The sequence below is a fragment of the Micromonospora sp. NPDC006431 genome, from assembly GCF_042870725.1.
Lineage (GTDB): Bacteria > Actinomycetota > Actinomycetes > Mycobacteriales > Micromonosporaceae > Micromonospora.
Map to the genome: position 1 here is coordinate 218,545 of NZ_JBIAHQ010000010.1, position 22,649 is coordinate 241,193.

General features: G+C 77.2%; 17 protein-coding genes and 1 pseudogene. 3 read left to right on the plus strand and 15 right to left on the minus strand.

Features of this window, described 5'->3' with window-relative positions; all coding sequences use genetic code 11:
- Positions 1 to 102: 102 nt before the first annotated feature.
- Entirely contained in the window at positions 103 to 2,448 is a 2,346-nt protein-coding gene (locus tag ACFYM6_RS19350; RefSeq protein WP_387277224.1) for an AAA family ATPase, read from the plus strand.
- Positions 2,449 to 2,773: 325 nt separating this feature from the next.
- On the opposite strand, the gene ACFYM6_RS19355 is transcribed toward ACFYM6_RS19350, so the two are convergent.
- From ACFYM6_RS19355 to paaK, 3 genes are all read right to left on the minus strand, one after another.
- Complete coding sequence (locus ACFYM6_RS19355; protein WP_387277225.1) at positions 2,774 to 3,361, minus strand: dienelactone hydrolase family protein; 588 nt, start codon at positions 3,359 to 3,361, stop codon at positions 2,774 to 2,776.
- A gap of 90 nt (positions 3,362 to 3,451) precedes the next feature.
- On the minus strand, positions 3,452 to 3,844 hold the full coding sequence (gene paaI, locus ACFYM6_RS19360) for a hydroxyphenylacetyl-CoA thioesterase PaaI (protein WP_387277351.1): 393 nt from the start codon (positions 3,842 to 3,844) through the stop codon (positions 3,452 to 3,454).
- 37 nt (positions 3,845 to 3,881) lie between these two features.
- Positions 3,882 to 5,189 (minus strand): phenylacetate--CoA ligase PaaK, encoded by a 1,308-nt coding sequence (gene paaK, locus ACFYM6_RS19365; protein ID WP_387277227.1) that lies wholly within the window; start codon positions 5,187 to 5,189, stop codon positions 3,882 to 3,884.
- Between the two features lie 141 nt (positions 5,190 to 5,330).
- Here paaK and ACFYM6_RS19370 point away from each other — a divergent pair, with 141 nt between their 5' ends.
- On the plus strand, positions 5,331 to 5,813 hold the full coding sequence (locus ACFYM6_RS19370) for a CrcB family protein (RefSeq protein WP_387277229.1): 483 nt from the start codon (positions 5,331 to 5,333) through the stop codon (positions 5,811 to 5,813).
- Entirely contained in the window at positions 5,810 to 6,172 is a 363-nt protein-coding gene (crcB, locus tag ACFYM6_RS19375; RefSeq protein ID WP_387277231.1) for a fluoride efflux transporter CrcB, read from the plus strand. The genes ACFYM6_RS19370 and crcB overlap by 4 nt, the downstream gene beginning before the upstream one ends.
- A gap of 74 nt (positions 6,173 to 6,246) precedes the next feature.
- Here the strand turns inward: crcB and cobA are convergent, their stop codons facing one another.
- The 12 genes and pseudogenes from cobA to cobN form a co-directional block, all read right to left on the minus strand.
- Positions 6,247 to 7,881, minus strand: coding sequence for a uroporphyrinogen-III C-methyltransferase (gene cobA, locus ACFYM6_RS19380; RefSeq protein ID WP_387277233.1), 1,635 nt, complete (start codon positions 7,879 to 7,881; stop codon positions 6,247 to 6,249).
- Complete coding sequence (locus ACFYM6_RS19385) at positions 7,878 to 8,480, minus strand: precorrin-8X methylmutase (RefSeq protein ID WP_387277235.1); 603 nt, start codon at positions 8,478 to 8,480, stop codon at positions 7,878 to 7,880. Before ACFYM6_RS19385 ends, cobA begins: the two co-directional genes overlap by 4 nt.
- Positions 8,481 to 8,506: 26 nt before the next feature.
- Positions 8,507 to 8,680 (minus strand): annotated as a pseudogene (locus tag ACFYM6_RS19390) (4Fe-4S binding protein); the annotation flags it as partial.
- Positions 8,668 to 10,356: a precorrin-3B C(17)-methyltransferase gene (cobJ, locus tag ACFYM6_RS19395; RefSeq protein WP_387277237.1), complete on the minus strand. Its 1,689-nt coding sequence runs from the start codon at positions 10,354 to 10,356 to the stop codon at positions 8,668 to 8,670. The pseudogene ACFYM6_RS19390 and the gene cobJ, both read right to left, overlap by 13 nt.
- Positions 10,353 to 11,621, minus strand: a complete 1,269-nt coding sequence (gene cbiE / locus ACFYM6_RS19400) for a precorrin-6y C5,15-methyltransferase (decarboxylating) subunit CbiE (protein ID WP_387277239.1) — start codon at positions 11,619 to 11,621, stop codon at positions 10,353 to 10,355. Before cbiE ends, cobJ begins: the two co-directional genes overlap by 4 nt.
- Positions 11,618 to 12,763 carry a cobalt-precorrin-5B (C(1))-methyltransferase gene (locus ACFYM6_RS19405; protein ID WP_387277241.1) on the minus strand — a complete coding sequence of 382 codons (1,146 nt, stop codon included), beginning with the start codon at positions 12,761 to 12,763 and terminating at the stop codon, positions 11,618 to 11,620. Before ACFYM6_RS19405 ends, cbiE begins: the two co-directional genes overlap by 4 nt.
- Positions 12,760 to 13,635, minus strand: a complete 876-nt coding sequence (gene cobM, locus ACFYM6_RS19410; protein WP_387277243.1) for a precorrin-4 C(11)-methyltransferase — start codon at positions 13,633 to 13,635, stop codon at positions 12,760 to 12,762. The genes ACFYM6_RS19405 and cobM overlap by 4 nt, the downstream gene beginning before the upstream one ends.
- Complete coding sequence (gene cobI / locus ACFYM6_RS19415) at positions 13,632 to 14,390, minus strand: precorrin-2 C(20)-methyltransferase (RefSeq protein ID WP_387277245.1); 759 nt, start codon at positions 14,388 to 14,390, stop codon at positions 13,632 to 13,634. The genes cobM and cobI overlap by 4 nt, the downstream gene beginning before the upstream one ends.
- Entirely contained in the window at positions 14,387 to 15,763 is a 1,377-nt protein-coding gene (locus tag ACFYM6_RS19420) for a cobyrinate a,c-diamide synthase (RefSeq protein ID WP_387277247.1), read from the minus strand. The genes cobI and ACFYM6_RS19420 overlap by 4 nt, the downstream gene beginning before the upstream one ends.
- A complete protein-coding gene (cobO, locus tag ACFYM6_RS19425) occupies positions 15,757 to 16,368 on the minus strand; it encodes a cob(I)yrinic acid a,c-diamide adenosyltransferase (RefSeq protein WP_387277249.1) in 612 nt (203 codons plus the stop codon). The genes ACFYM6_RS19420 and cobO overlap by 7 nt, the downstream gene beginning before the upstream one ends.
- Positions 16,368 to 18,695: a VWA domain-containing protein gene (locus ACFYM6_RS19430; protein ID WP_387277251.1), complete on the minus strand. Its 2,328-nt coding sequence runs from the start codon at positions 18,693 to 18,695 to the stop codon at positions 16,368 to 16,370. Before ACFYM6_RS19430 ends, cobO begins: the two co-directional genes overlap by 1 nt.
- Positions 18,692 to 22,366 carry a cobaltochelatase subunit CobN gene (gene cobN, locus ACFYM6_RS19435; RefSeq protein WP_387277253.1) on the minus strand — a complete coding sequence of 1,225 codons (3,675 nt, stop codon included), beginning with the start codon at positions 22,364 to 22,366 and terminating at the stop codon, positions 18,692 to 18,694. The genes ACFYM6_RS19430 and cobN overlap by 4 nt, the downstream gene beginning before the upstream one ends.
- Between the last annotated feature and the right edge of the window lie 283 nt (positions 22,367 to 22,649).

The window sequence follows — 22,649 nt, forward strand, 5'->3', positions numbered from 1 at the left end:
CGTCGTCCTACCGATCCCCCGAGGACCCGGTGGTGAAAGTCTCCGGAGGTCGTCAGGCACCGGGCGGGGGAAAGGGTGGGTGCGAGGCCAATGACCGCGATCGTGAGAAGTCGGAAACCCGTCACCGCCGCCCACTGGCCGGTGCCCGAGGAGAGACGCACCGTCACCGTGCTCTTCGCCGACATCGTCGGCTCGACCGGTCTGGTGGAGCGGCTCGACCCGGAGGATGTCCGGGAGCTGCAACGCGCGTACTTCAACACGGTCGCCGGTGTGCTGCGCCGGTGGAACGGCGTGGTGGAGAAGTACATCGGCGACGCGGTGATGGCGCTGTTCGGGGCGCACGGGTCGGACGGGTTCGACGCGTACCGGGCGGTGCGGGCCGGGCTGGAGATCCAGGACGCGCTGGACCGGCGGGCACCGGCCGGCATCCGGCTGCGGGTCCGCGTCGGCGTGGCGACCGGCGAGGCCCTGGTCGACCTGGCCGCCACCCGCGACGGCGGACACGGCACCGCCAGCGGCGCCGTCATCACCACCGCGGCCCGCATCCAGGAGTACGCCCCGGCGGGCGGGGTGGCGGTCTGCGCGGCCACCCGGCGGGCCACCGAGGGGCTGGTCGACCAGCGCCCGCTGGCCGCGTTGACGGTGGCCGGGAAGGCGCTGCCGCTGGACGTCTGGCGGGTGCTGGGGGCAGCCCGGCCCCGGCCGACCCGCCACCAGGGCCCGCTGGTCGGGCGGCGCCGCGAGCTGGCCACCGCCGGCGACGAGATCGCCCGAGCCGTCCGGGACCGCCGGCCGCGCTGGGTCTCCCTGGTCGGCCCGGCCGGCAGTGGCCGCAGCCGGATTCTGCACGAGCTGACCCGTGCGGTGTCGACGGTGGACGGTGCGCCGGTCCGCTGGTGCGTGGCGCACTGCCCGCCGTACCCGGAGGGAGAGCTGGCGCCGCTGGCCGACACGGTCCGCGCGTTCGCCCGGGTCCGCGACACCGATCCGACCCCGACCGTACGCCGCCGGCTGGCCACGGCGCTGGCCGGGCTGCTGCCGCCGGCCCGCCGCGCCGCGGCGGTGCACGCGCTGGCGGACTTCGTCGTGGCGCCGCAGGACGCGGGCGCGGCGGGCCGCGGCGCCGAGGTCTGGCGGGAGGTCCTCCTCGACCTGGCCGCCGGCCAGCCGACCGTGGTGGCGGTGGACGACCTCGACCGGGCCGCCCCGGCGTTGAACCGGTTCCTGCACCGGCTCTTCGCCACGGCGAGCGAGCGGGGACTGCCCCTCGCCGTGGTGACCACTCACGGTCCGGGCTGGGCCGACCTGCTGCCCGGCGCCGCCGGGCGACGTCGCCGAGTGCCGCTGCCCACGCTGGGCGCCGTGGACACCGGGCGGCTGCTCCGGCAACTGCTCGACCGGGCCGGCCGACCGGCCGCGCTGGCCGGGGAGCTGCTGCCGCTGACCGGCGGCAACCCGGCCGTCGCGCAGGCGTACGTCCGGGCGCTCGACGAGGACGGCGACCGGATCGGGGTGCCGGACACGGTGCGCCGCCGGGTCGACGCCCGGCTGGACCGGCTCGACGGCGACCAGCGGGCGGTGCTGATGGCCGGCGCGGCCCAACCCGCGGAGTTTCCGGCCGCGACAATGGACCGGGTGCTCGGCTGGGCGCCGGGCCGGGCGGAGCCGGTGCTGCGCGCCCTGGTCGCGGCCGGCCTGCTGCGCCGGACCGGCCTGGGCGGGTACGCCGTCGCCGAGCCCACGGTGGCCCGGGTGGCGCGGCACCGGCTGCCCCGCGCGCTGCGGGCGGAGTTCGCCGGGCGGGCGCGGACCGCCCCGCAACCCGCGGTGGCCGCCGCGGCCGGCGCAGGGACGCGCCCGGACCGCGTGGCAGCCGCGACCGGTGCTGGGACGCGCCTGGACCGCGTGGCAGCCGCGGCAGGGTTCGCGGGTCGGCCGAGCGCCGGTCCCCGGACCGGCGATCCGGCGACCTGCCCGGCCCGGCCGGGTTCCGGGTCGTCGCCTGGCGATGGTGGGGCGAGGGGGCCGCTGCCCGGACTGGTGGATGCTGCCCGTCGGCCGGCCGCCGCGACCGCCGGACCGAAGCATCCGGAGGGCGCCCCGCCGCCGCGTGCCAAATCGGTCGGGCGGCGCACCCGCCACGACCAGGGTGATCTCGTCTCGCGCGGCATGTTCAGGGCCGAGACCACGGCTGGAACATTCGACGGCTCGCCCACGGTCTCGCTGCCGCGTTCCCCGTCCCGGTACGCCGGCCTGCCGCACATCGGGTTGGCACGGGGAGCGGGCGCACCGGGGGACGGTCGCCGGCAGGCCCTGCCGGCCGTCGGGCCGCCAGCCCTGACCGGACGGGACCGGGAACCGGCGCACCGGGCAGCGCCCCGAGCGCGAGCACGGGGACGTGGTCGCACCGGCGGTTTCGCCGGGTCGCCGGCGCTCGCCGTGGCCTGAGCCCGGCGCCAGGGGCGGAGCGGGCACGGGGCTGCTCCGCCCCCGGCGTCGTCCCGGTCCGCGCCTGCCGTGGCGGCTGCCCCGATGCGTCCGTCGCGCCGCACCACGCCCTCCTCGCTGCCTACAGGCCTGATGGCGTAAGCGATTCAAGCCCGTCGGGCGTGGGATGAGTCGGGCACGCCATCAGCTCGAAAGGGCCCGACGAGCACCACCTCCGCCGGGTCGATTCACGTCATCACGTCCGTAGCGCCTGCGAAGGAACATCCCGGACGAGACTGGGAGCGCCGGTGGGCCAGGTGGGTGCGGCGGTGAGCGGCGCCGAGGCTCAACCGGCGAGGAACGCCAGGGCACGGTCCCAGGTGAGCGCGGCCGCCAGGGCGTCGTGGTCGGGCACATCGGGGTCCGTGTAGAGGTGGCCGGGCCCCGGATAGCGGTACACGGACAGCTCGGCGCCGGCGTCGGTCATCGCCCGCCGCCACTCGTCCAGTTCGTCCGGCGGCTCGTACTCGTCAGGGTCGGCGAGGTGCAGCTGCACCGGCAGCCCGGGGCGTACCGACTCCGGGGCGCCCCCGGTGCCGTGCAGCAGGAGCAGCGCCGCCGCCCGCGGCCGCTCGGCGAGCAGCGCCCCGGCCACCCCGGCGCCCATCGAGAAGCCGGCCAGCACCGCCTCGGCCGGGAGATCGCTCGCCGCCGCGCGGGCTCGCTCCAGCACGCTGTCCCGGCCGACCTTGTCGAGCAGGGCGAAACCGTCCTGGACGGTGTCTGCCGCCGGCAGCCCGTACAGGTCGGGGGTGGTGACCTCGTGCCCGGCGGCGCGCAGCCGGGCGGCGGCGGCCAGCACGGCGGGCCGCAGCCCGAAGACGGAGTGCAACAGCAGGATGTGTGTCACCGGTTCATCGTGCTGCCGGGCCACCGGCAGATCGGGCAGCCGCGCCGTTGGAAGGCCGAGCCCAGGGACTCGATTTCGGGCGGGGGTCCGCCGTCCGGTGGGGGCGCTGCGGGCTCAGCCGGCCGCGCCGCCCCGCGCGTCCCGGGACAGGGTGCGGCTGCGGCCGCGGAACTCGGCGACCACCTCGCCGTCCCGCCAGACCGTGACGTCGTAGATGCCGCTGCGGCCGTAGCGGACCCGCTCGGTGGCCCGAGCCTCCAGCAGGTCGCCCTCGCGCACCGGCCGGAGGAAACTGATCTCGCCGCCGGCGGCCACCGTGGCCGGGCCGTGGCTGTTGCAGGCCAGCGCGAACGCGGTGTCGGCGAGCAGGAAGACGAAGCCGCCGTGACCGATCGCGTGGCCGTTCAGCATGGCCGCGGTGACCCGCATCCGGGCCACCGCCGCGCCGTCGCCGGCCGAGACCAGCTCGATGCCGAGCCCCTTGGAGGCCACGTCGGCGTCGAACATGTCGTGGGCCGCGGTGCGGCCGTCGTGCTCCGCCACCTCAACGCCCCCGCCGCTGGTCGACGATCCGGCGCATCTTGCCCATCGACCGTTCCACCCCGTCGGGCTCGACGACCTGCACCGCCACGCTCACCCCGATCGTGTCCTTGACCTGCTGCACCAGGGCCGTCCCGGCCCGCTCCGCCTCGTCGGCCGGCACCCCGGCCCGCCGCTCCACCTTGACGGTGAGGGTGTCCATCCGGCCCTGCCGGCCCAGCACGCACTGGAAGTGCGGCGACAGCGCGGGCGTACGCAGGATCAGCTCCTCGATCTGCGTGGGGAAGACGTTCACCCCGCGGACGATCATCATGTCGTCGGTCCGGCCGGTGATCTTCTCGATCCGCCGCATCGTCCGGGCGGTGCCGGGCAGCAGCCGGGTCAGGTCGCGGGTGCGGTAGCGGACCACCGGCATGGCCTCCTTGGTGAGCGAGGTGAGCACCAGCTCCCCCTGCTCACCGTCGGGCAGCACCTCCCCGCTGACCGGGTCGATGATCTCCGGGTAGAAGTGGTCCTCCCACAGGTGCAGGCCGTCCTTGGTCTCCACGCACTCGACGGCCACCCCGGGCCCCATCACCTCGGACAGGCCGTAGATGTCGATCGCGTGCATGTCGAGGCGCTGCTCCATCTCCCGGCGCATGTCCTCGGTCCACGGCTCGGCGCCGAAGATGCCGACCTGCAGCGAGGTGGACCTTGGGTCGACGCCCTGGCGTTCCATCTCGTCCACGATCGCCAGCAGGTAGCTGGGGGTGACCATGATGACGTCCGGCTCGAAGTCACGGATCAGCATCACCTGCCGCTCGGTCATCCCGCCGGAGACCGGGATGACCGTGCAGCCCAGTTCCTCGGCGCCGTAGTGCGCGCCGAGCCCACCGGTGAAGAGCCCGTACCCGTAGGCGACGTGCACCCGGTCGCCGGGGCGTCCGCCGGCGGCCCGGATGGAGCGGGCCATCAGCTTCGCCCACGTGCTGACGTCGTTGCGGGTGTAGCCGACCACGGTGGGGCGGCCGGTGGTGCCGGAGGAGGCGTGCAGTCGGGCGATCCGCTCCCGGGGCACCGCGAACATCCCGAACGGGTAGTTCTCCCGCAGCTCGGCCTTCCCGGTGAACGGGAAGCGGGCCAGGTCGGCCAGCTCGCGCAGGTCGTCCGGGTGGACCCCGGCCGCCTCGAAGGCCCGGCGGTAGTGCGGCACGTTGTCGTACGCGTGCCGCAGCGACCAGCGCAGCCGGTCCAACTGCACCGCCCGCAGCTCGTCCACGGACACCCGCTCGACGGGATCCAGCTCCTCCTGTCGAGGGGTGCGGTCCTGCACGGTTGCCTCCTGCGCCACAAGCCCCGACGCCGCCGCGCGCCGGGCGATGCCGCACACCGTACGCCCGTACCGTGGGTCCTGCCAGGTCAGGGGCTCGCCAACGGTCCCTGCCAGTGATGCCCGTCCTGGTGGGGAGGAACTGTGACACGACCGCCCGAACGCCGCGTCGATCCGGATGTCGACCTGCACGTCCCCGCCGACCGCGGGGAGCTGACCGCCCACCCGGCCACCGTGCTGGGCGCCATCGCGGCCGGGGGTGTGCTCGGCGCGCTGGCCCGGGGCGGCCTCCAGGCGGCCTTCCCGCACCCGCCCACCGGGTTCCCGTGGGCCACCTTCGGCGTCAACGTCACCGGCTGCCTGCTGATCGGCGTGCTGATGGCGGTGCTCACCGCCCGCCCGGCCGGCCCGCTGGTCCGGCCGTTCCTCGGCGTCGGGGTGCTGGGCGGCTACACCACGTTCTCCACCTACGTGGTGGACGTGCAGCGGGCGGTGGCCGCCGGGGCACCGGGTACCGCGCTGGCCTACCTGGCGGCGACCCTGGTCGGGGCGCTCCTGGCCGTCTGGCTGGGGGACGCGCTGGCCGGCCGGGTGCTGGCCAGGGCCGGTGCCGGGGAGCCGCGATGACCGTCCTGCTGATCGCGATCGGGGCCGCGCTCGGCGCTCCATTGCGCTACCTGACCGACCGGGCGGTGCAGGCCCGGCACGATTCCCCTTTCCCGTGGGGCACGTTGACCATCAATGTGTTCGGGTCGCTGGTCCTCGGCGCGGTGGTGGCGGTGCCGGCGGACCCGGCGGTGACCGCGCTGATCGGTACCGGCTTCTGCGGCGCGCTGACCACCTGGTCCACGCTCAGCTACGAGACGCTGCGGCTGACCCGGGACGGTGCCCGCTTCCACGCCGTGGCGAACGTGCTGGCCAGCGTGGTCGCCGGGCTGGGCGCGGCCAGCCTGGGGTACGCGCTCGCCCGCGCATTCACCGGCTGACCCCCACCGGCACTGCCCGTCCGCATCTGGGGCGGCCGGCCCGGACTACGGAACCGGGCCGGCCGGCCCGGCGATCAGCCGCGCAGGCGCACGACCGGGCCGACGACGAACACCGCCGGCGGCATGACGTCCACCCGCGCGGCGAGCCCGCCCACCTCGTCCAGCCGCGACGACCAGGTCCGCTGGCCGGGCTGCCCGGCGTCCCGGACCACCAGCACCGGGGTGTCCGGGGCGCGGCCGTGCTCGACCAGCACCGCCGCGATCTTCGCGATGTTCTCCACCGCCATGAGCAGCACCACCGTGCCCCGGGCGCGGGCCAGCGCCGCCCAGTCCACCAGGGAGTCCGGGTGCCCGGGTGGCAGGTGCCCGGAGACCACGGTGACGTCGTGCGCCACCCCGCGATGGGTCACCGGCACCCCGGCCAGGGCGGGAGCCGCGACCGCGCTGCTCACCCCGGGCACCAGCACGGTCTCCACCCCGGCCGCCGCGCAGGCCAGCACCTCCTCGTGGCCGCGGCCGAAGACGTACGGATCGCCGCCCTTGAGGCGGACCACCCGCTTGCCGGCCCGGGCGTGCGCGATCAGCGTGGCGTTGATGGTGTCCTGCGCCATCGCCGGCCCGCGCGGCACCTTGGCGGCGTCCACCACCAGCACGCCGGGACGCAGCCGGCGCACCAGCCCGGCCGGGGCGAGCCGGTCGGCCACCACCACGTCCGCGGCGTCGAGCAGCGCCTGCCCACGTACGGTGATCAGGTCGTCGGGGCCGGGGCCGCCGCCCACGACGGCGACCTGGCCGGGCCGCAGCGCCGGCTCGTGCCGGTGGTCGGCGTGGTGGTGGTGGCCGGACCCGTCGGCCGGGTCGTCGGGATGGTGGTGCGGGGTCTGCGGCCGGCCCACCTTGTCGACGAACCCGGGCAACGCCACCCGGTACGCGCAGGTGTCGCAGTTCATCCGGATGTCCCCGCGCAGCGCCTCGGCGTGCCGTTCCAGCACCAGGTCCGCGAGGGCGTCGCAGTCGCCGATCAGGTCGGCGACGCGTACGTCCAGCCCCGGGTGGTCGACGGCGAACTCCCGGGCCTGGGCCGCGATACGGTCCGGGAGCACCCCGGCGAAGAGGAAGTACGGGGCGACCACGATCCGGCGGGCGCCGAGCCGGCGCAGCCGTTCCAGCACGGCCGGCACGGACGGCTCGGCCAGCGAGATGAACCCCGGTTCGACGCCGGCGTAGCCGCGGCCCTCCCAGAGCAGCCGGGCCACCTTGGCGACCTCGGCGTTGGCGTCCGGATCGGTGGAGCCGCGTCCGATCAGGGCGATCCACGTGCCGGCCCGGTCGGCGCCGGCCAGCGCCGCGTCGATCCGCGCGGCCAGGGTGTCGTGCAGCAGCGGGTGCGGCCCGAGCGGCCGGCCGTACGCGTACCGCAGGCCGGGGTGGCGCCCCTTCTCGCGGGCCAGGGCGGCGGGGATGTCGCCCTTGCCGTGCCCGGCGGCGGCCAGCACCAGGGGCAGCGCGACCAGGTGCCGGTGCCCCCGGCCGACCAGCGCGCCGACCGCGTCGGTGAGCGGCGGGCGGGACAGCTCGATGAAGCCGCCGTCGACGTCGTCGACCGCGCTCCGGCGGCGGATCCGGTCGACGAGTGCGGCGAACTGGGCGACACCGGCCGCACTGCGGGTGCCGTGCCCGACGATCAGCAGCGGGGTACGGTCGTTCACTCTTCCTCCAGGTACAGCAGGGCGTTGAGGGCGGCGGCGGCGACCGCCGAGCCGCCCTTCTCCCCCACGTTGGACACGGCGGGCAGGCCGCTGGCCCGCAGCGCCGCCTTGGACTCGGCAGCCCCGACGAACCCGACCGGCAGCCCGATCACCAGCGCCGGCGCAGCGGCCAGGTCGATCAGTTCCACCAGCGCGGTCGGGGCGCAGCCGACCACCCAGACCGCGCCGGGGCCGACCCGCTCGTACGCGATCCGCACCGCCGCCGCCGACCGGGTGAGGCCGGCGGTGCGGGCCAGGTCCGCGGCGGCCGGTTCGGCGACCGGGCAGACCGGGTCCCGCCCGGCCCGGGTGATCCCGGCGGCGACCATCCACACGTCGGTGACGATCGGCGCCCCGGCCCGCAGCGCGGCCAGCCCGGCGGCGAGCGTGTCCTCGGCGCAGACCAGATCGGTGACGTAGTCGAGGTCGGCGCTGGCGTGCACCACCCGCTCGGTGACCGCCCGGGTCAGCGGCGGCAGGTGGGACAGGTCGACCCGCTCGCGCAGGATCCGGTAGGACTCCGCCTCGATCGGGTGCACCACCCGGGCGGTCGGGGTCATCGCTCTCCTCCAGGTTGGGGTTCGACGCGGATGGCGTCCACGGGACAGATCTCCAGGCACTCCAGGCAGCCGGTGCAGCGGTCGGTGACCCGCAGGCCGCCGGGGGTCGGGCGGATGGCGTGCACCGGGCAGGTGAGCAGGCAGGCGCCGCAGCCCTGGCAGGCGGCGACGGTCACCCGGGCCGGGGTCACTCCCGCCACCGGTAGCCCCGGGGCGTGACCATCCGGCCGGCGACCACCCGGGTCTGCGAGCTGCCGACGACGACCACGCTGTACATGTCGACCACGGCGGGATCGAGGGTGGCGAGGGTGGCCAGGTGGACGCGTTCGCCGGGCCGGCTGGCGTGGCGTACCACGCCGACCGGGGTGTGCGGCGGGCGGTACGCGGCGAACGTCTTGAGCGCGGCCCCGAGCTGCCAGTCCCGTGCCCGGCTGCGCGGGTTGTAGAGCACCGCCACGAAGTCCGCCTCGGCGGCGGCCGCCACCCGGCGGGCGATCACCGCCCACGGAGTGTGCAGATCGGACAGGCTCAGGTAGGCGTGGTCGTGCCCGAGCGGCGCGCCGAGCAGGGCGGACGCGGCGAGGCCGGCGGTGACGCCGGGCACCCCGACCACGTCGATCCGGTCGTCGGCGTGGTCCAGGGCGGGGCTGGCCATCGCGTACACCCCGGCGTCGCCGGAGCCGACCAGGGCGACGGCGTGGCCGGCGGTGGCCTCGGCGACCGCGGTCCGGGCCCGCTGCTCCTCCGCCCCGAGGCCGCTGGCCAGCACCCGGGTGCCGGGGCGGAGCAGGTCGCGGATCTGGTCGACGTACTGGTCGAGGCCGACGACCACGGCGGCCCGGCGCAGCTCGGCGACCGCGCGCGGGGTGCGCAGGTCGGCCGCGCCGGGGCCGAGCCCGACGAGCGCGAGGCGGCCGCGCGGGGCGTGCCGGGCGATCGCGACGGTGGCCATCGCCGTGGCGGTCTTGGGCACCAGCAGGGTTCCGCCGCCGCGCAGCGCGGCGGCCTCCGCGACGCTCGGCGTGCCGACCGCGGCGCGGACCACCTCGCTGGGGTGCGGCACGTCGACCGCCGCCAGCTCCGCCGCCGGCCAGGTCGCCAGGGGTACGCCGTACGCCTCGGCGGTGGCCCGGATGCCCGCCTCGTCGGCCTTGACGTCCACGCTGGCCAGGCAGCGCAGGCTGGCCGCGCTCAGGCCGGCGTCGGCGAGGGCCCGGCGCAGCAGGCCGGTCACCTCGGCGGCCGCCACGCCCCGGCTGGACCCGATCCCGGCGACCAGGGACGGGGGCCGCAGCACCACGGTCCGCTCGTCCGGCGGGACGATCCGGTCGGTGACCAGGATCCGCCAGCCGCCCGCGCCGCTCCCCTCGTCGACGTGGACGTTGTCCGGCAGGGCGGGCAGCGGCCAGGTGGCGTCGGCGACCAGCCGGACCGGCGCGCCGTCGAGGAGCGCCCGGGACACCGCGGCCACCGCGCCCTCCACCGGCCAGCCGAGGGTGTCCAGCCCGGGCAGGTCGACCGCGTCGGTGGCGGTGGTGACCACCGGCCGGGCGTCCAGCAGCGCGCCGACCTCGGCGGCGAGCGCGTTGGCGCCGCCAGCGTGGCCGCCGAGCAGCGCCACGGCGTGCCGGGCCGCCTCGTCGACCACCACCACGGCCGGGTCGGTGCGCTTGTCGCCGAGCAGCGGGGCGAGGATCCGGACCACCGCGCCGGCGGCCAGGAACGCCACCACCGCGTCGCACTCCGCCCAGGCGGTCCGCAGCGCCTCGGCGGTGGTCTCCGCCTCGACCGGCCGGGCGTGCGGCCAGGCGGCGGCGAGGGTGCCGGCGTGCCGGCGCCCGGCGGCGGTGGCCGCGACGAGTCCGATCGTGGTCATGGGTTCCCCCAGGTGGACGGCGCTTCTCCGGTGAGCACGACGACCGGATTGGTGGCGGCCAGGCGCAGCGAGCCGCCAGGCAGGTCGGCGAGGCGGGCGGCGGCGAGCTGGCTGCCCTCGACCGCGTACCCGGCGTCGCGCAGCAGGTGGACGGCCGGGGCGACCCGGTCGAGGGCGGCGAGGGTGGCCACCACCCGGGACGGGCGGCGGGCGGCCACCGCGGCGAGCACGGCGGTGCCGCCCCCGCCGACGAAGACGGCGTCCGGGTCGGGCAGGCCGTCCAGGGCGGCCGGGGCGGCACCGGCCACCACCCGGACGTCGACGCCGTGCCGGGCGGCGTTGGCCCGGATCGGCGCGTCCGGATCCCGTTCGACGGCGATCACCGCCGCGCCGAGCAGGGCGCACTCGATGCCGACCGAGCCGCTGCCGGCGCCGACGTCCCAGACCAGCCGGCCGAGACGGGGACGCAGCCGGGCCACCACGAGGGCCCGCACCTCCGCCTTCGTGATCATGGAAGCGCGGTGGGCGTACGCCGACTCGGGCAGCGCCCATCCCCCGGCGGGCGGGGCCGCGGGCTGGTTGTCCGCGCGCCGCCCGTGCCCAGGGTCGGCGTCGGCCGGGGCGAGGCTGAGCACGACGTGCGGGTCGGCCCAGGTCGTGGCGGCGGCCTCCGCCGGGGTGGTCCAGGTGATCCGCTCGTCCGGGGTGCCGAGGTGCTCGGCCACGACCAGGCGGCGGGTCCAGCCGGCCAGGCCGGCGCCGACCTCGGCCGCCCCGGCGCCGGGGGCGGTGAGCACCGCGACGGCGGGCAGCGCCCGGCAGGCGTTGAGCGCGGGTCGTAGGTCGCGTCCGTGCGCGCTGACCACGGCGGCGGCGTCCCAGGGCAGCCCGGCCCGGGCGAACGCGGCCGCGACGCTGGACACGGCGGGCCGCACGCGGACCGGTAGGCCGGCCGCCCGGAGCCGGCGGACGATGCCGAAGAACCCGGGGTCGCCGCTGGCCAGCACGACGGCCGGGGTGCCGGCGGCGACGGTCGCGGCGAGCCGGCGCACCGCTGGTTCGAGCGGGCCGAGGGCGATGGTGGGGCAGCCGGGTGGCACCGGCGCGGCGGCCAGGTGCCGGGCCGCCCCGACGACCAGCCCGGCGTCGGCCAGCACGTCGGCGAGCCCGGGATGCGCCGGCCGGCCGGCGGCGTCGACGCCGACCACCGTGACGACCGCCCCGCCGGGGACGGGCGGCGCCGGCGGGGATACGCGGGCGGTCATGCGACCCACCGGCCCGAGGACGCGACCAGCCGGGCGCCGGCGAAGTCCACCATGGCCACGTCGACGGTGACGGCGTGGCCGGCGAAGCGGCGCAGCACCTGGCGGACCCGGCGACAGAGCAGGTCCCCGGCCGGCCCGAGCAGCCCGGCGCCCTCCCACAGCTCATACGCGTGCCGTCCGGTGTTGGCCGCGGCGACCGCGGCGACCAGTTCGGCGTCGCCGCCGGCCTCGGCGGTGACCGCGCCGAGCAGCGACAGGTCCACCTTCGACCGGGTGTAGTGGGTCATCAGGACGCCTGCGGCGAGCTTGGCGAGCTTGCCAGCCATGCCGACGAAGACCACCCCGGTCATCCCGTCGCCGACGGCGGCGGTGACGGCCGCGCCGGTGAAGTCGCCGACCTCGACGAAGCACACCTCGGGCAGCTCCGGCAGCAGCACCCGGGCGGCCCGCTCGGTCCGCCCACCGGTGCAGAGCACCACGGTCCGCTCCCCCTGGGCGGCCATCACGTGCACGGCCTGCACCACGCTGGCCCGCCAGGAGGCGGTGGAGAAGGGGCGGACGATCCCGGTGGTGCCGAGGATGGAGATGCCGCCGAGGATGCCGAGCCGCCGGTTGGTGGTCTTCCGGGCCATGATCTCGCCGCGCGGCACGCTGATCACCACGCGGACGCCGACCTCGGTCAGGTCGACCACCTCGGCGACGGCCTGGCCGATCATGCGGCGCGGGGTCTCGTTGATGGCCGGCCCGCCCACCGGCAGCCCCAGCCCGGGCCGGGTGACCGTGCCGACGCCGGGGCCGCCGTCGAGGCGCAGCCCGGGCTCGTCCCGCCAGGCGACGGTGGCGGTGAGCTCGGCGCCGTGGGTGACGTCCGGGTCGTCGCCGGCGTCCTTGACCACCACCGCCTCGGCCCGCCGCGCCGGCTCGACGTCGCAGCGGGCCACCGCGAAGCTGACCCGCCGGCCGGCGGGCAGGCCGATCTCCACCGTCCCCTGCGGCACGCCGGTGACCAGCGCGGTCAGCGCGGCCTTGGTCGCCGCGGTGGCGCACGCGCCGGTGGTCCAGCCGGTGCGCAGCGCGGTGGGCCGGACCTTCGCCGTACGCGGCAGGTCCGGCTCGCGCAGCGGCGGCTCGGCGTACGTCATCGACCGTCCCCGGCCGGGTCCCCGGCGGCGGGCAGGTCATCGCCGCCGGCGGGGCCGGCCGCGCCCCCGGCGCGGGCGTGGCGGAGCGCGGCGCGGGCGGCGGGCTCCGCCCGGCGGAAGGTGTGGAAGTGGCCGGGATGGTAGAGGTGCGAGCGGGTGCCGGTGGCGGCGAGCGCCGGCCCGACCAGGAACAGGGTGTGCTTCCACAGCTTGTGCGCCTTGACGGTCGCCGCCAGCTCGGCGAGGGTGCAGCGGACCACCAGCTCGTCCGGCCAGGTCGCCTGGTACGCGACCACCACCGGGGTCTCCGGCGGGTAGCCGCCGGCCAGCAGCTCGGCCTGCGCCTGCCCGGAGCGGGCGGCGGAGAGGAATAGCGCCATGGTGGTGCCGTGCCGGGCGAACTCCCGGACCCGCTCCCCCGCCGGCATCGGCGTCTTCCCGCCCTCCAGGCGGGTGAGGATCACCGACTGGGCCACCTCGGGGATGGTCAGTTCCCGGCCGACGAGGGCGGCGACGGCGGTGAACGAGGAGACCCCCGGGACGATCTCCACGGCCAGGCCGAGTGCCGCGCATAGGTCGAGCTGCTCCTGCACGGCACCCCACAGCGCCGGGTCGCCGGAGTGGATCCGGGCCACGGTCAGCCCCTCGGCGGCGGCCCGCTGATAGAGCGGCAGCACCCCCTCGATCGGCAGCTGCGAGGAGTCGACGAGTTCGGCGTCCGGGCGGGCGTGGGCGAGCACGTCGGCGTGGACCAGGCTGGCCGCCCAGATCACCACGTCGGCGGCGCCGATGACCCGGGCGGCGCGCAGGGTGAGCAGGTCGGCGGCGCCGGGGCCGGCCCCGACGAACCAGACCTTCCCGGTGGTGGTCACAGTTTTCCTCCCCGCCGGTCCCGGCGGGCCGGCACCAGCAGCGTCGACAGGTACGGCAGGTCGGCGGTGTCCGCGTCCACCGGCCCGACCCGCTCGTCGGGCAGGCCGAGCGCACGGCCGAGCACGGCGTCGCCGAGCCGGCCCTGCCGGCGCAGCTCGTCGACGAGGTCGGGGTGGCGGCGCCAGCCCTTGTAGACGACGACGGTGCCGGGGCCGGCGAGCGCGTCGGCGACTGGCGCGAGCCCGGCGGTGGCGGGCAGCAGGGTCAGCGGTTCCCGCCCCTCGCAGAGCGGGACGCCGGCGCGGGCGGCCAGCTCCTGCATGGCGGTGACCCCGGGCACGGTGCGCACCCGGACCGCCGGCCGCAGCGCGCGTACCCCGTCGGCGAGGTAACCGAAGGTGGAGTAGACGTTCGGGTCGCCGATGGTGGCGAAGGCGAGCGCGCGGGCGCCGGCGTCGACCGCGGCCAGCACCGCCCGCGCGGCGACGTCCCAGGCCCGCTCCCGGCGCGCGGTCACCCCGCCCCGGTCGTCGAGCGCGAACGGCAGCCGGCGCAGCCGGTCCGCGGCCACGTGCGCCCGGACCACCGTCTCGGCCCGGCCGCCGGGCGCGTCCGGGTCCGCGGCGTGCCGGTCCAGCACGGGTACGAGGACCACGTCGGCCTCGCGCAGCACCCGGACCGCCCGGAGGGTGAGCAGTTCCGGGTCGCCGGGGCCCACCCCGACCCCGGTCAGCGTGACGGTGTCGGCGCTCACCGGCTCGCCGCCTCGACCAGCCGGCGGGCCGCGTACGGGTGGCCGGCCCAGTGGGTGTGCAGGTAGGAGGCGTGCACCCGGCCGGCGACGAAGCCGTGGGCGGTGCCGTCCCAGCGCCAAGCCGGCCGGTCGCCGTGCCCCGGGTCGGTGACGGTGCGGTGGAACTCGTGTCCGCGTACCCGGTCGCCGGCACGGTGCACCGGGGAGTCGGCGGCGGCCACCGCGTCGCGGTAGCCGAGGGTGAGCCGGCCGGTCATCCGGGCGGTGTGGCCGAGCCGCCCGCACATCGGCACCCCGTCCAGGGAGCGGCCGAGATAGAGCAGCCCGGCGCACTCGGCGACGATCGGACCGGCGAAGTCGGCCAGCTCGGCACGGAGCGCGGCGTTGCCGGCGAGGGCGTCGGCGTACACCTCGGGGAAGCCGCCGCCGACCACCACGGCCCGGGTGCCGGGCGGCAGGGCCGGGTCGCGCAGCGGGTCGACGGTTGCCACGTCCGCGCCGGCCGCGGTGAGCAGTTCGGTGGTCTCCGCGTAGGAGAAGGTGAAGGCCGCGCCGCCGGCGACCGCGACGACCGGGCGGGCCGTGCCGGCGGGCCCGCCCACGGCGGCGACCGGGTCCCAGGCCGGCTCGGTCAGTGGCGGTGCGGTGCGGGCCAGGTCGAGCACGGCGTCGAGGTCCACGGTGGACGCGACCAGGTCGGCGAGCGCGGCCACCACGGCGACGGACTCGGGCGCGCGTTCGGCCACCGGCACCAGCCCGAGGTGGCGTGCCGGGGCGCTCACCTCGACAGCCCGGGTCACCGCCCCCAGCACCGGTACGCCCACCTCGGCGAGCGCGTCGCGCAGCAGGGTCTCGTGCCGGGGCGAGCCGACCCGGTTGAGGATCACCCCACCGATCCGTACGCCGGGGTCGAAGGCGCGCATGCCGAGCACCAGGGCGGCGGCGGACCGGCCCTGCGCGGTGGTGTCCAGGACCAGCAGCACCGGTGCCGCGATGAGCCGGGCGACGTGCGCGGTCGAGGCGTATCCGCCGTGCCCCACCGCGCCGTCGTGCAGCCCCATCACCCCCTCCACGACGGCGACGTCGGCGGGGGTGGGGACGCTGGCGCCGTGGCGCAGCAGCGGGGCGACCCGCTCCGGCCCGACCAGCCAGGGGTCAAGGTTGCGGCCGGGGCGGCCGGCGGCGAGGGCGTGGTAGCCGGGGTCGATGTAGTCGGGGCCGACCTTGTGCGGGCTGACCGTCAGGCCCCGGCGGTGCAGCGCGGCGAGCAGCCCGGTGGCCACCGTCGTCTTGCCGTGCCCGCTGGCCGGGGCGGCGACGACCAGCCGGGGCAGCTCCCACGGGCCCGCCGGGCCGCGCGGCGGGGTCACCATTCGATGCCCTTCTGGCCCTTCTGGCCGGCGTCCATCGGGTGCTTGACCTTGGTCAGCTCGGCGACCAGGTCGGCCGCCTCGACCAGGCGCGGGTCGGCGTTGCGGCCGGTGATCACCACGTGCTGGAAGCCGGGCCGGTTGCGCAGCGTCTCGACCACCTCGTCGACGTCGACCCAGCCCCAGGTCATCGGGTAGGTGAACTCGTCGAGCACGTACAGGCCGTAGCGCTGCGCGGTCAGGTCGCGCTGGATCTGCCGCCAACCCTCCCGGGCGTCGGCGGCGTGGTCGGCCGTCTCGCCGCGCTGGGTCCAGGACCAGCCCTCGCCCATCTTGTGCCAGGTCACCGGGGCGCCCTGCCCGGTCCGCGCGTGCAGCTCGCCGAGGGCGCGGAAGGCGTTCTCCTCCCCCACCCGCCACTTGGCGCTCTTGACGAACTGGAACACCCCGATCGGCAGCCCGGCCGTCCAGGCTCGCAACGCCAGCCCGAAGGCGGCGGTCGACTTGCCCTTCATCTGTCCGGTATGGACGATGATCAGCGGCCGGTGCCGCCGCTGCCGGGTGGTCAGCCCGTCCTCGGGCACGTGGGTCGGCTTCCCCTGCGGCATCAGGCGGCGCTCCTTGTCGGCGTGGTGGTGGCGACGGCGGCCAGGGAGTCGGTGGCCACCCGGTCGAGGGGGTGGTGCTGGGCCCGGAGCTGGGCGGCGAGGCGGCCGGCCAGGCCGAGGCGGACCGGGCCGGACTCGCAGTCGACGACGACGCAGGGGGCGCCGGTCGCGGCGAGCACCGCGGCCGCCCGGGCGGCCCGGTCGAGCGGCTGCGGTCCGGCGGTGGCCCGCCCGTCGGTGACGACCAGGACGAGCGGGCGCCGCTTCGGGTCGCGCAGCCGCTCCACCCGGAGCAGGTCGGCCGCCGCGAGCAGGCCCTCGGCGAGCGGGGTACGCCCGCCGGTGGGCAGCTCGGCCAGCCGGGCCGAGGCGGCGAGCACCGAGGAGGTGGCCGGGAGCAGGGTCCGCGCCCCGGTGCCCCGGAAGGCGACCACGGCCACCTTGTCCCGGCGCTGGTAGGCGTCGGTGAGCAGGGCGAGCACCGCCCCCTTGACGGCGCTCATCCGCTGCCGGGCGCCCATCGACCCGCTGGCGTCGACCACGAACAGGACGAGGTTCCCCTCGCGTCCCTCGCGGACCGCCTCGCGCAGGTCGTCCGGGTGCAGCCGCAGCGGCCCGCCGTGCCGGCCGCGGGCCGTCTGCTGCGGGGCGGCGGCCCGGACCGTGGCCGGCAGGTGCAGCGCGCCGGGCCGCCCGGCGGGCACCCGGGCGCCGGTGGTCCGGCCGCGCCCGGTACGGGCCCGGGAGCGCCGGCCGGGCACCCCCTCGCCCACCCCGGGCGCCGTGAGCAGCCGCGCCTGCAGCCCCCGATCGGGTACGGCCACCGGGCCGGGCCCGGCGACGCCGTCCGGCTCCCCCGGCCGGCCGGCGGACCCGGTCCGCCGGGCGCGCGGCCCGGTCCGGTCGGCACCGTGGCCCGGGGTGTCATCACCCGCCCGCCGATCGGCTTCGGAGTCCCCGCCGAACCCGTCGGCGTCGCCCGCCCGGCCGGGGCCCTCCGAGGCGGACGCATCGCCGCCGGCCCCGCCCCAGCCGTCGCCACCCGACCGGTCGAACGGGTCGTCGCGGCCGACCTCGCCGCGGCCGTCGTCGCCGGACCCGCCGGACTGGCCGTCCCGGCCGTTGACCGGCCACCGGCCGTCCCGGCCGGTCCGTCGCCCGTCATCCGGCGCACCCGGCTGCTCGCCCGAGCCCCGCCCGTCGGGCGCCCCGCCCTCGGCTCCCCCGCCCAGGCCGCCGTCGGGACCGCCGGGACCGCCGTCGGGGCGGGATCCGCCGGCCGGACCGTCGTCGTCCGGGTCATCGTCCGGGTGCTCGTCCCGGGCCCGGCGCAGCGCCTCGTCCAGGCGCTGCTCGTCCAGGCCCGGCGTGTCGAAGGGGTCCCGCCGGCGACGGTGCGGCAGGGCGAGCCGGGCGGCGACCCGGACGTCCTCGGCGGTCACCCGGTCCCGGCCCTGCCACGCCGCATGGGCGACCGCGGCCCGGGCGGTGACGATATCGGCCCGCATGCCGTCCACGTCGAACGCGGCGCAGACCTCGGCGATCTGCCGCAGCGCCGCGTCGGGCAGCGCCACGGCGGGCAGCCGGTGGCGGGCAGCGGCGACCCGGCGGGCCACCTCGGCGTCCGCGTCGGCCCAGCGGGCGGCGAAGCCGGCCGGATCGGCGTCGGCGGCGAGCCGGCGGCGGACCACCTCGACGCGTACGGCGGGATCGCGGCTGGCGGCCACCTCGACGGTGAGCCCGAACCGGTCGAGCAGCTGCGGGCGCAGCTCCCCCTCCTCCGGGTTCATGGTGCCGACCAGCAGGAACCGGGCGGCATGGCTGACCGAGACACCCTCCCGCTCGACGTGGCAGCGCCCCATGGCGGCGGCGTCGAGGAGCAGGTCGACCAGGTGGTCGTGCAACAGGTTGACCTCGTCGACATAGAGCACCCCGCGGTGCGCGGCGGCGAGCAGGCCGGGCTCGTAGGCGCGTACCCCCTCGGCGAGGGCCCGCTCCAGGTCGAGCGAGCCGACCACCCGGTCCTCGGCGGCGCCGACCGGCAGTTCGACCAGGCCGGCCGGGCGGCGCTCGACCGCCGACCCGGCCCGGTGCGGCCCGTCCGGGCAACCCGGGTCGGGCCCGGCCGGGTCGCAGGCGAAGCGGCAGCCCTCGACCCGGTCGACCGGCGGCAGCAGCGCGGCCAGGGCCCGCACCGCGGTGGACTTGGCGGTGCCCTTCTCACCCCGGACGAGCACCCCGCCGATGGCCGGGCTCACCGCGTTGAGCAGCAGGGCGAGGCGCATCTCGGCCATACCGAGCACCGCACTGAACGGAAAGCTGGTCATTGCCGCTCCTCCAGGTCGCCCTCGCTGGCCAGGTACGTCTCGTGCAGCCGGTCGAGGGTGGCCGGCTCGGGCGCGGCCCAAAGCCCCCGGTCGGCCGCCTCGAGCAGGCGTTCCGTGATGCCGCGCAGCGCCCACGGGTTGGACTCCGCCAGGAAGGCGCGCGTCGTGTCGTCGAACAGGTACGCCTCGGCGAGCCGCTCGTACATCCAGTCGTCGACCACCCCGGCGGTGGCGTCGTAGCCGAACAGGTAGTCCACGGTGGCGGCCAGCTCGAAGGCGCCCTTGTAGCCGTGCCGGCGCATCGCGGCGATCCAGCGCGGGTTGACCACCCGGGCCCGGAACACCCGGCGGGTCTCCTCGCCGAGCGTGCGGGTCCGCACGTCGTGCGGCATGGCCGAGTCGCCGACGTACGCGGCCGGGGCCGTGCCCGTGAGGTGGCGGACCATCGCCACCATCCCGCCGTGGTACTGGAAGTAGTCGTCGGAGTCGACGATGTCGTGCTCGCGGGTGTCCTGGTTCTTCACCGCGACGGCGATCCGGGCGAAGGAACGTTCCATGTCGGCACGCGCCTCCCGCCCGTCCAGCCCGGCCCCGTACGCGTAGCCGCCCCAGACCGCGTACACCTCGGCGAGGTCGGCGTCGGTGCGCCAGTTCCGGGCGTCGATGAGCGGCAGCAGCCCCGCCCCGTACGCCCCGGGTTTCGAGCCGAAGACGCGGGCGGTGGCCCGCCGCTCGTCCCCGTGCTCGGCGACGTCCGCGGCCACGTGCGCCTTCACGTAGTTGTCCGCGGCCGGCTCGTCCAGCCCGGCGACCCGCCGGACCGCGTCGTCGATCAGGGCGACGACGTGCGGGAAGGCGTCCCGGAAGAAGCCGGAGATGCGGACCGTGACGTCGATCCGCGGGCGGCCGAGTTCGGCGAGCGGCACCACCTCGACGCCGGTGACCCGGCGGGACCGGTCATCCCAGGTCGGACGGACACCGAGCAGTGCCAGCACCTCGGCGATGTCGTCACCCTGCGTCCGCATGGCGCTGGTCCCCCAGACGGTGAGCCCGACCGAACGGGGATACGCCCCGGTGTCGGCGCGGTGCCGGGCGAGCAGCGAGTCGGCGAGGGCCACCCCGACGTCCCAGGCGTTGCGGCTGGGGATGGCCTTCGGATCGACCGAATAGAAGTTGCGGCCCGTGGGCAGCACGTTGACCAGTCCCCGGGTGGGTGAGCCGGACGGGCCGGGCGGGACGAACCGGCCGTCGAGCGCGCCGAGCACCCGGCCGATCTCGTCGGTGGTGCGGTCCAGCCGGGGCACCACCTCGCGGGCGGCGAAGCGCAGCACCTCGGCGGCGTCGGGCACGGCGTCGCCGACCACCTCCTCGACCACCGCGTCCGCCTTGGCGCCGTCCCAGCCGAGCGTCTCCATGCCGAGGACGAGCCGCCGGGCGAGGGCCTCGATCAGGTCGACGGCGTCGGCGGCCGTGGCGGCCGGGCCATCGACCGCCTCGGTCAGCGCCACCGGCACGGTGATCCGCTCCCCGGGCGCGGCGAGCAGCGCCGCCTCGTCGAGGCCGACGTGGACGGCAAGGGCCTGGCGCAGCCCGGGCAGGGCGCGGACGCCGCCCCAGACCTGCGGGGCGCGCAGCACGGCGAGGACCAGGTTGACCCGCGCCTCGCCGGCCGGCGCCTCGGCCAGCACGTGCAGGCCGTCGCGGATCTGCACGTCCTTGACCTCGCAGAGGTACCCGTCCAGGTGCAGCACGAAATCGTCGAAGTCATCCTCGGCGGGCATCTCCGCCTGGTGCAGGTCGTGGTGCAGCTGCGCGTCCCGCACCAGGTCCCAGATCTGCCGCTGGACCGTGGGCACCTTGGCCGGGTCGAGGGCCTGCACGGTGGCGTACTCGTCGAGGAGCTGTTCGAGCTTCGCCAGCTCGCCGTACGTCTCGGCGCGGGCCATCGGCGGGACGAGGTGGTCCACGACGACGGCGTGCGCGCGGCGCTTGGCCTGCGTCCCCTCGCCGGGGTCGTTGACGATGAACGGGTAGACCAGCGGCAGGTCGCCGAGCACCGCGTCGGGGGCGCAGTCGGCGGCCAGCCCGAGTCCCTTGCCGGGCAGCCATTCCAGGGTGCCGTGCTTGCCGAGGTGGACCACGGCGTCCGCGCCGAAGCCGCCGTCGACGACCGGCGCGGCCAGCCACCGGTACGCGGCCAGGTAGTGGTGGCTGGGCGGCAGGTCCGGGTCGTGGTAGATGGCGACCGGGTTCTCCCCGAAGCCGCGGGGCGGCTGGATCAGCAGCACCACATTGCCAAAGCGCAGCCCGGCGAGGACGATGTCGCCGCCGTCGGTGTAGAGCTGCCCCGGCGGTTCGCCCCAGTGGTCCCGCAGCCGCGCGCGCAGCTCCGCCGGGAGCGCGCCGAACCAACGCCGGTACGTCGCCCCCGGCACCCGCGCCTCGGCGGCGGCGAGCTGCTGCGGGGTGAGCCACTCGACGTCGTGCCCGCCGGCGGCGATCAGGGCGTGGATCAGCGCGTCCCCGTCGTCCGGCACCGGCCCGGCGCCGAGGTCGTAGCCGGCGTCGGCCAGGGCCGCGAGCAGGCGTACCGCCGAGGCCGGGGTGTCCAGGCCGACCGCGTTGCCGACCCGCGAGTGCTTGGTCGGGTAGGAGCTGAGCACGATCGCCAGCCGCTTCTCGGCGTTCGGCACGTGCCGCAGCCGGGCCTGGCGGACGGCGATGCCGGCGACCCGGGCGGCCCGCTCCGGGTCAGGCTCGTAGACCGAGAGCCCGTCGGCGTCGATCCGCTTGAACGAGAACGGCACGGTGACGATCCGGCCGTCGAACTCGGGGATGGCCACCTGCATGGCCGCGTCCAGCGGGGAGAGCCCGGCGTCGCTGGCCGCCCACCGGTCGCGGGTGCTGGTCAGGCAGAGGGCCTGGATGACCGGGACGTCCAGGGCGGCGAGCGCGCCGACGTCCCAGGCGTCCTCGTCGCCCCCACCGGACGCGTCCGCGGCGACCGTGCCGCCGGCCGCCAGCACCGTCACCACCAGGACGTCGCAGCGGGCGAAGAGGCCCGTCGGCCCGTCGCCGGGGGTGAGCCCGCGCAGCGAGCCGCAGAAGATCGGCAGCGGACGCCCGCCGGCCGCGGTGACCGCGTCGGCCAGGGTCTCGACGAACGCGGTGTTCCCAGCCAGGGCGTGCGCCCGGTAGAAGACGACCCCGACGGTGGGCCGCCCGGCCCCGGCCGACGCGGGCTCGGGGCCGAGGATGCCGTACGGCGGGGTGGGCGCGGGCGGGGCGAAGCCCTCGCCGGTGAGCAGGACGGTGTCGGACAGGAACCGGGCCAGCTCGGCGAGGTTGTCCGGGCCGCCCTCCACCAGGTAGGCGAGGGACTCGGCCGCCACCCCGGCGGCCACCGTGGACGCCGCCATCAGCTCCGCGTCGGGCAGCGCCTCACCGCCGAGCACCACGGTCGGCACGCCGGAGGCGAGCACCGCGGCCAGGCCGTCCGGCCACGCCTGCCGGCCGCCGAGCAGGCGTACGACGGCCAGGTCGACGCCGTCGAGCAGCGCGGGCACGGCGTCGACGGCGAGCCGCGCGGGGTTGGCCAGCCGGTAGTCGGCGCCGCTGGCGCGGGCGGCGAGCAGGTCGGTGTCGGCGGTGGACAGCAGCAGGATGCGCACGGACGGCTCCGGAGCGTGACACCCGGCGGCACGGCGGGGCCGGCCGCGGGCGGGGGTGGGCGCGGGTTCAGCGGGTACGCGGGTCCGGGCGGGCGGTTCACCGACGGCGGGCCGGCAGGGACGCCCGGCCGGGCGCGAAACCCGGCGGGGCGGAACTCAGCGGCGGACGGCGCGACCCCGCCCGGCGGCGGGTTCGAGGACAGCGCGAGCGACTCCGGCGACGCCCGGACGGGCGGCGGCGCGGCGAACGGTCGGGTGCGCGGAACCGCGCGCGGCCCGCGGT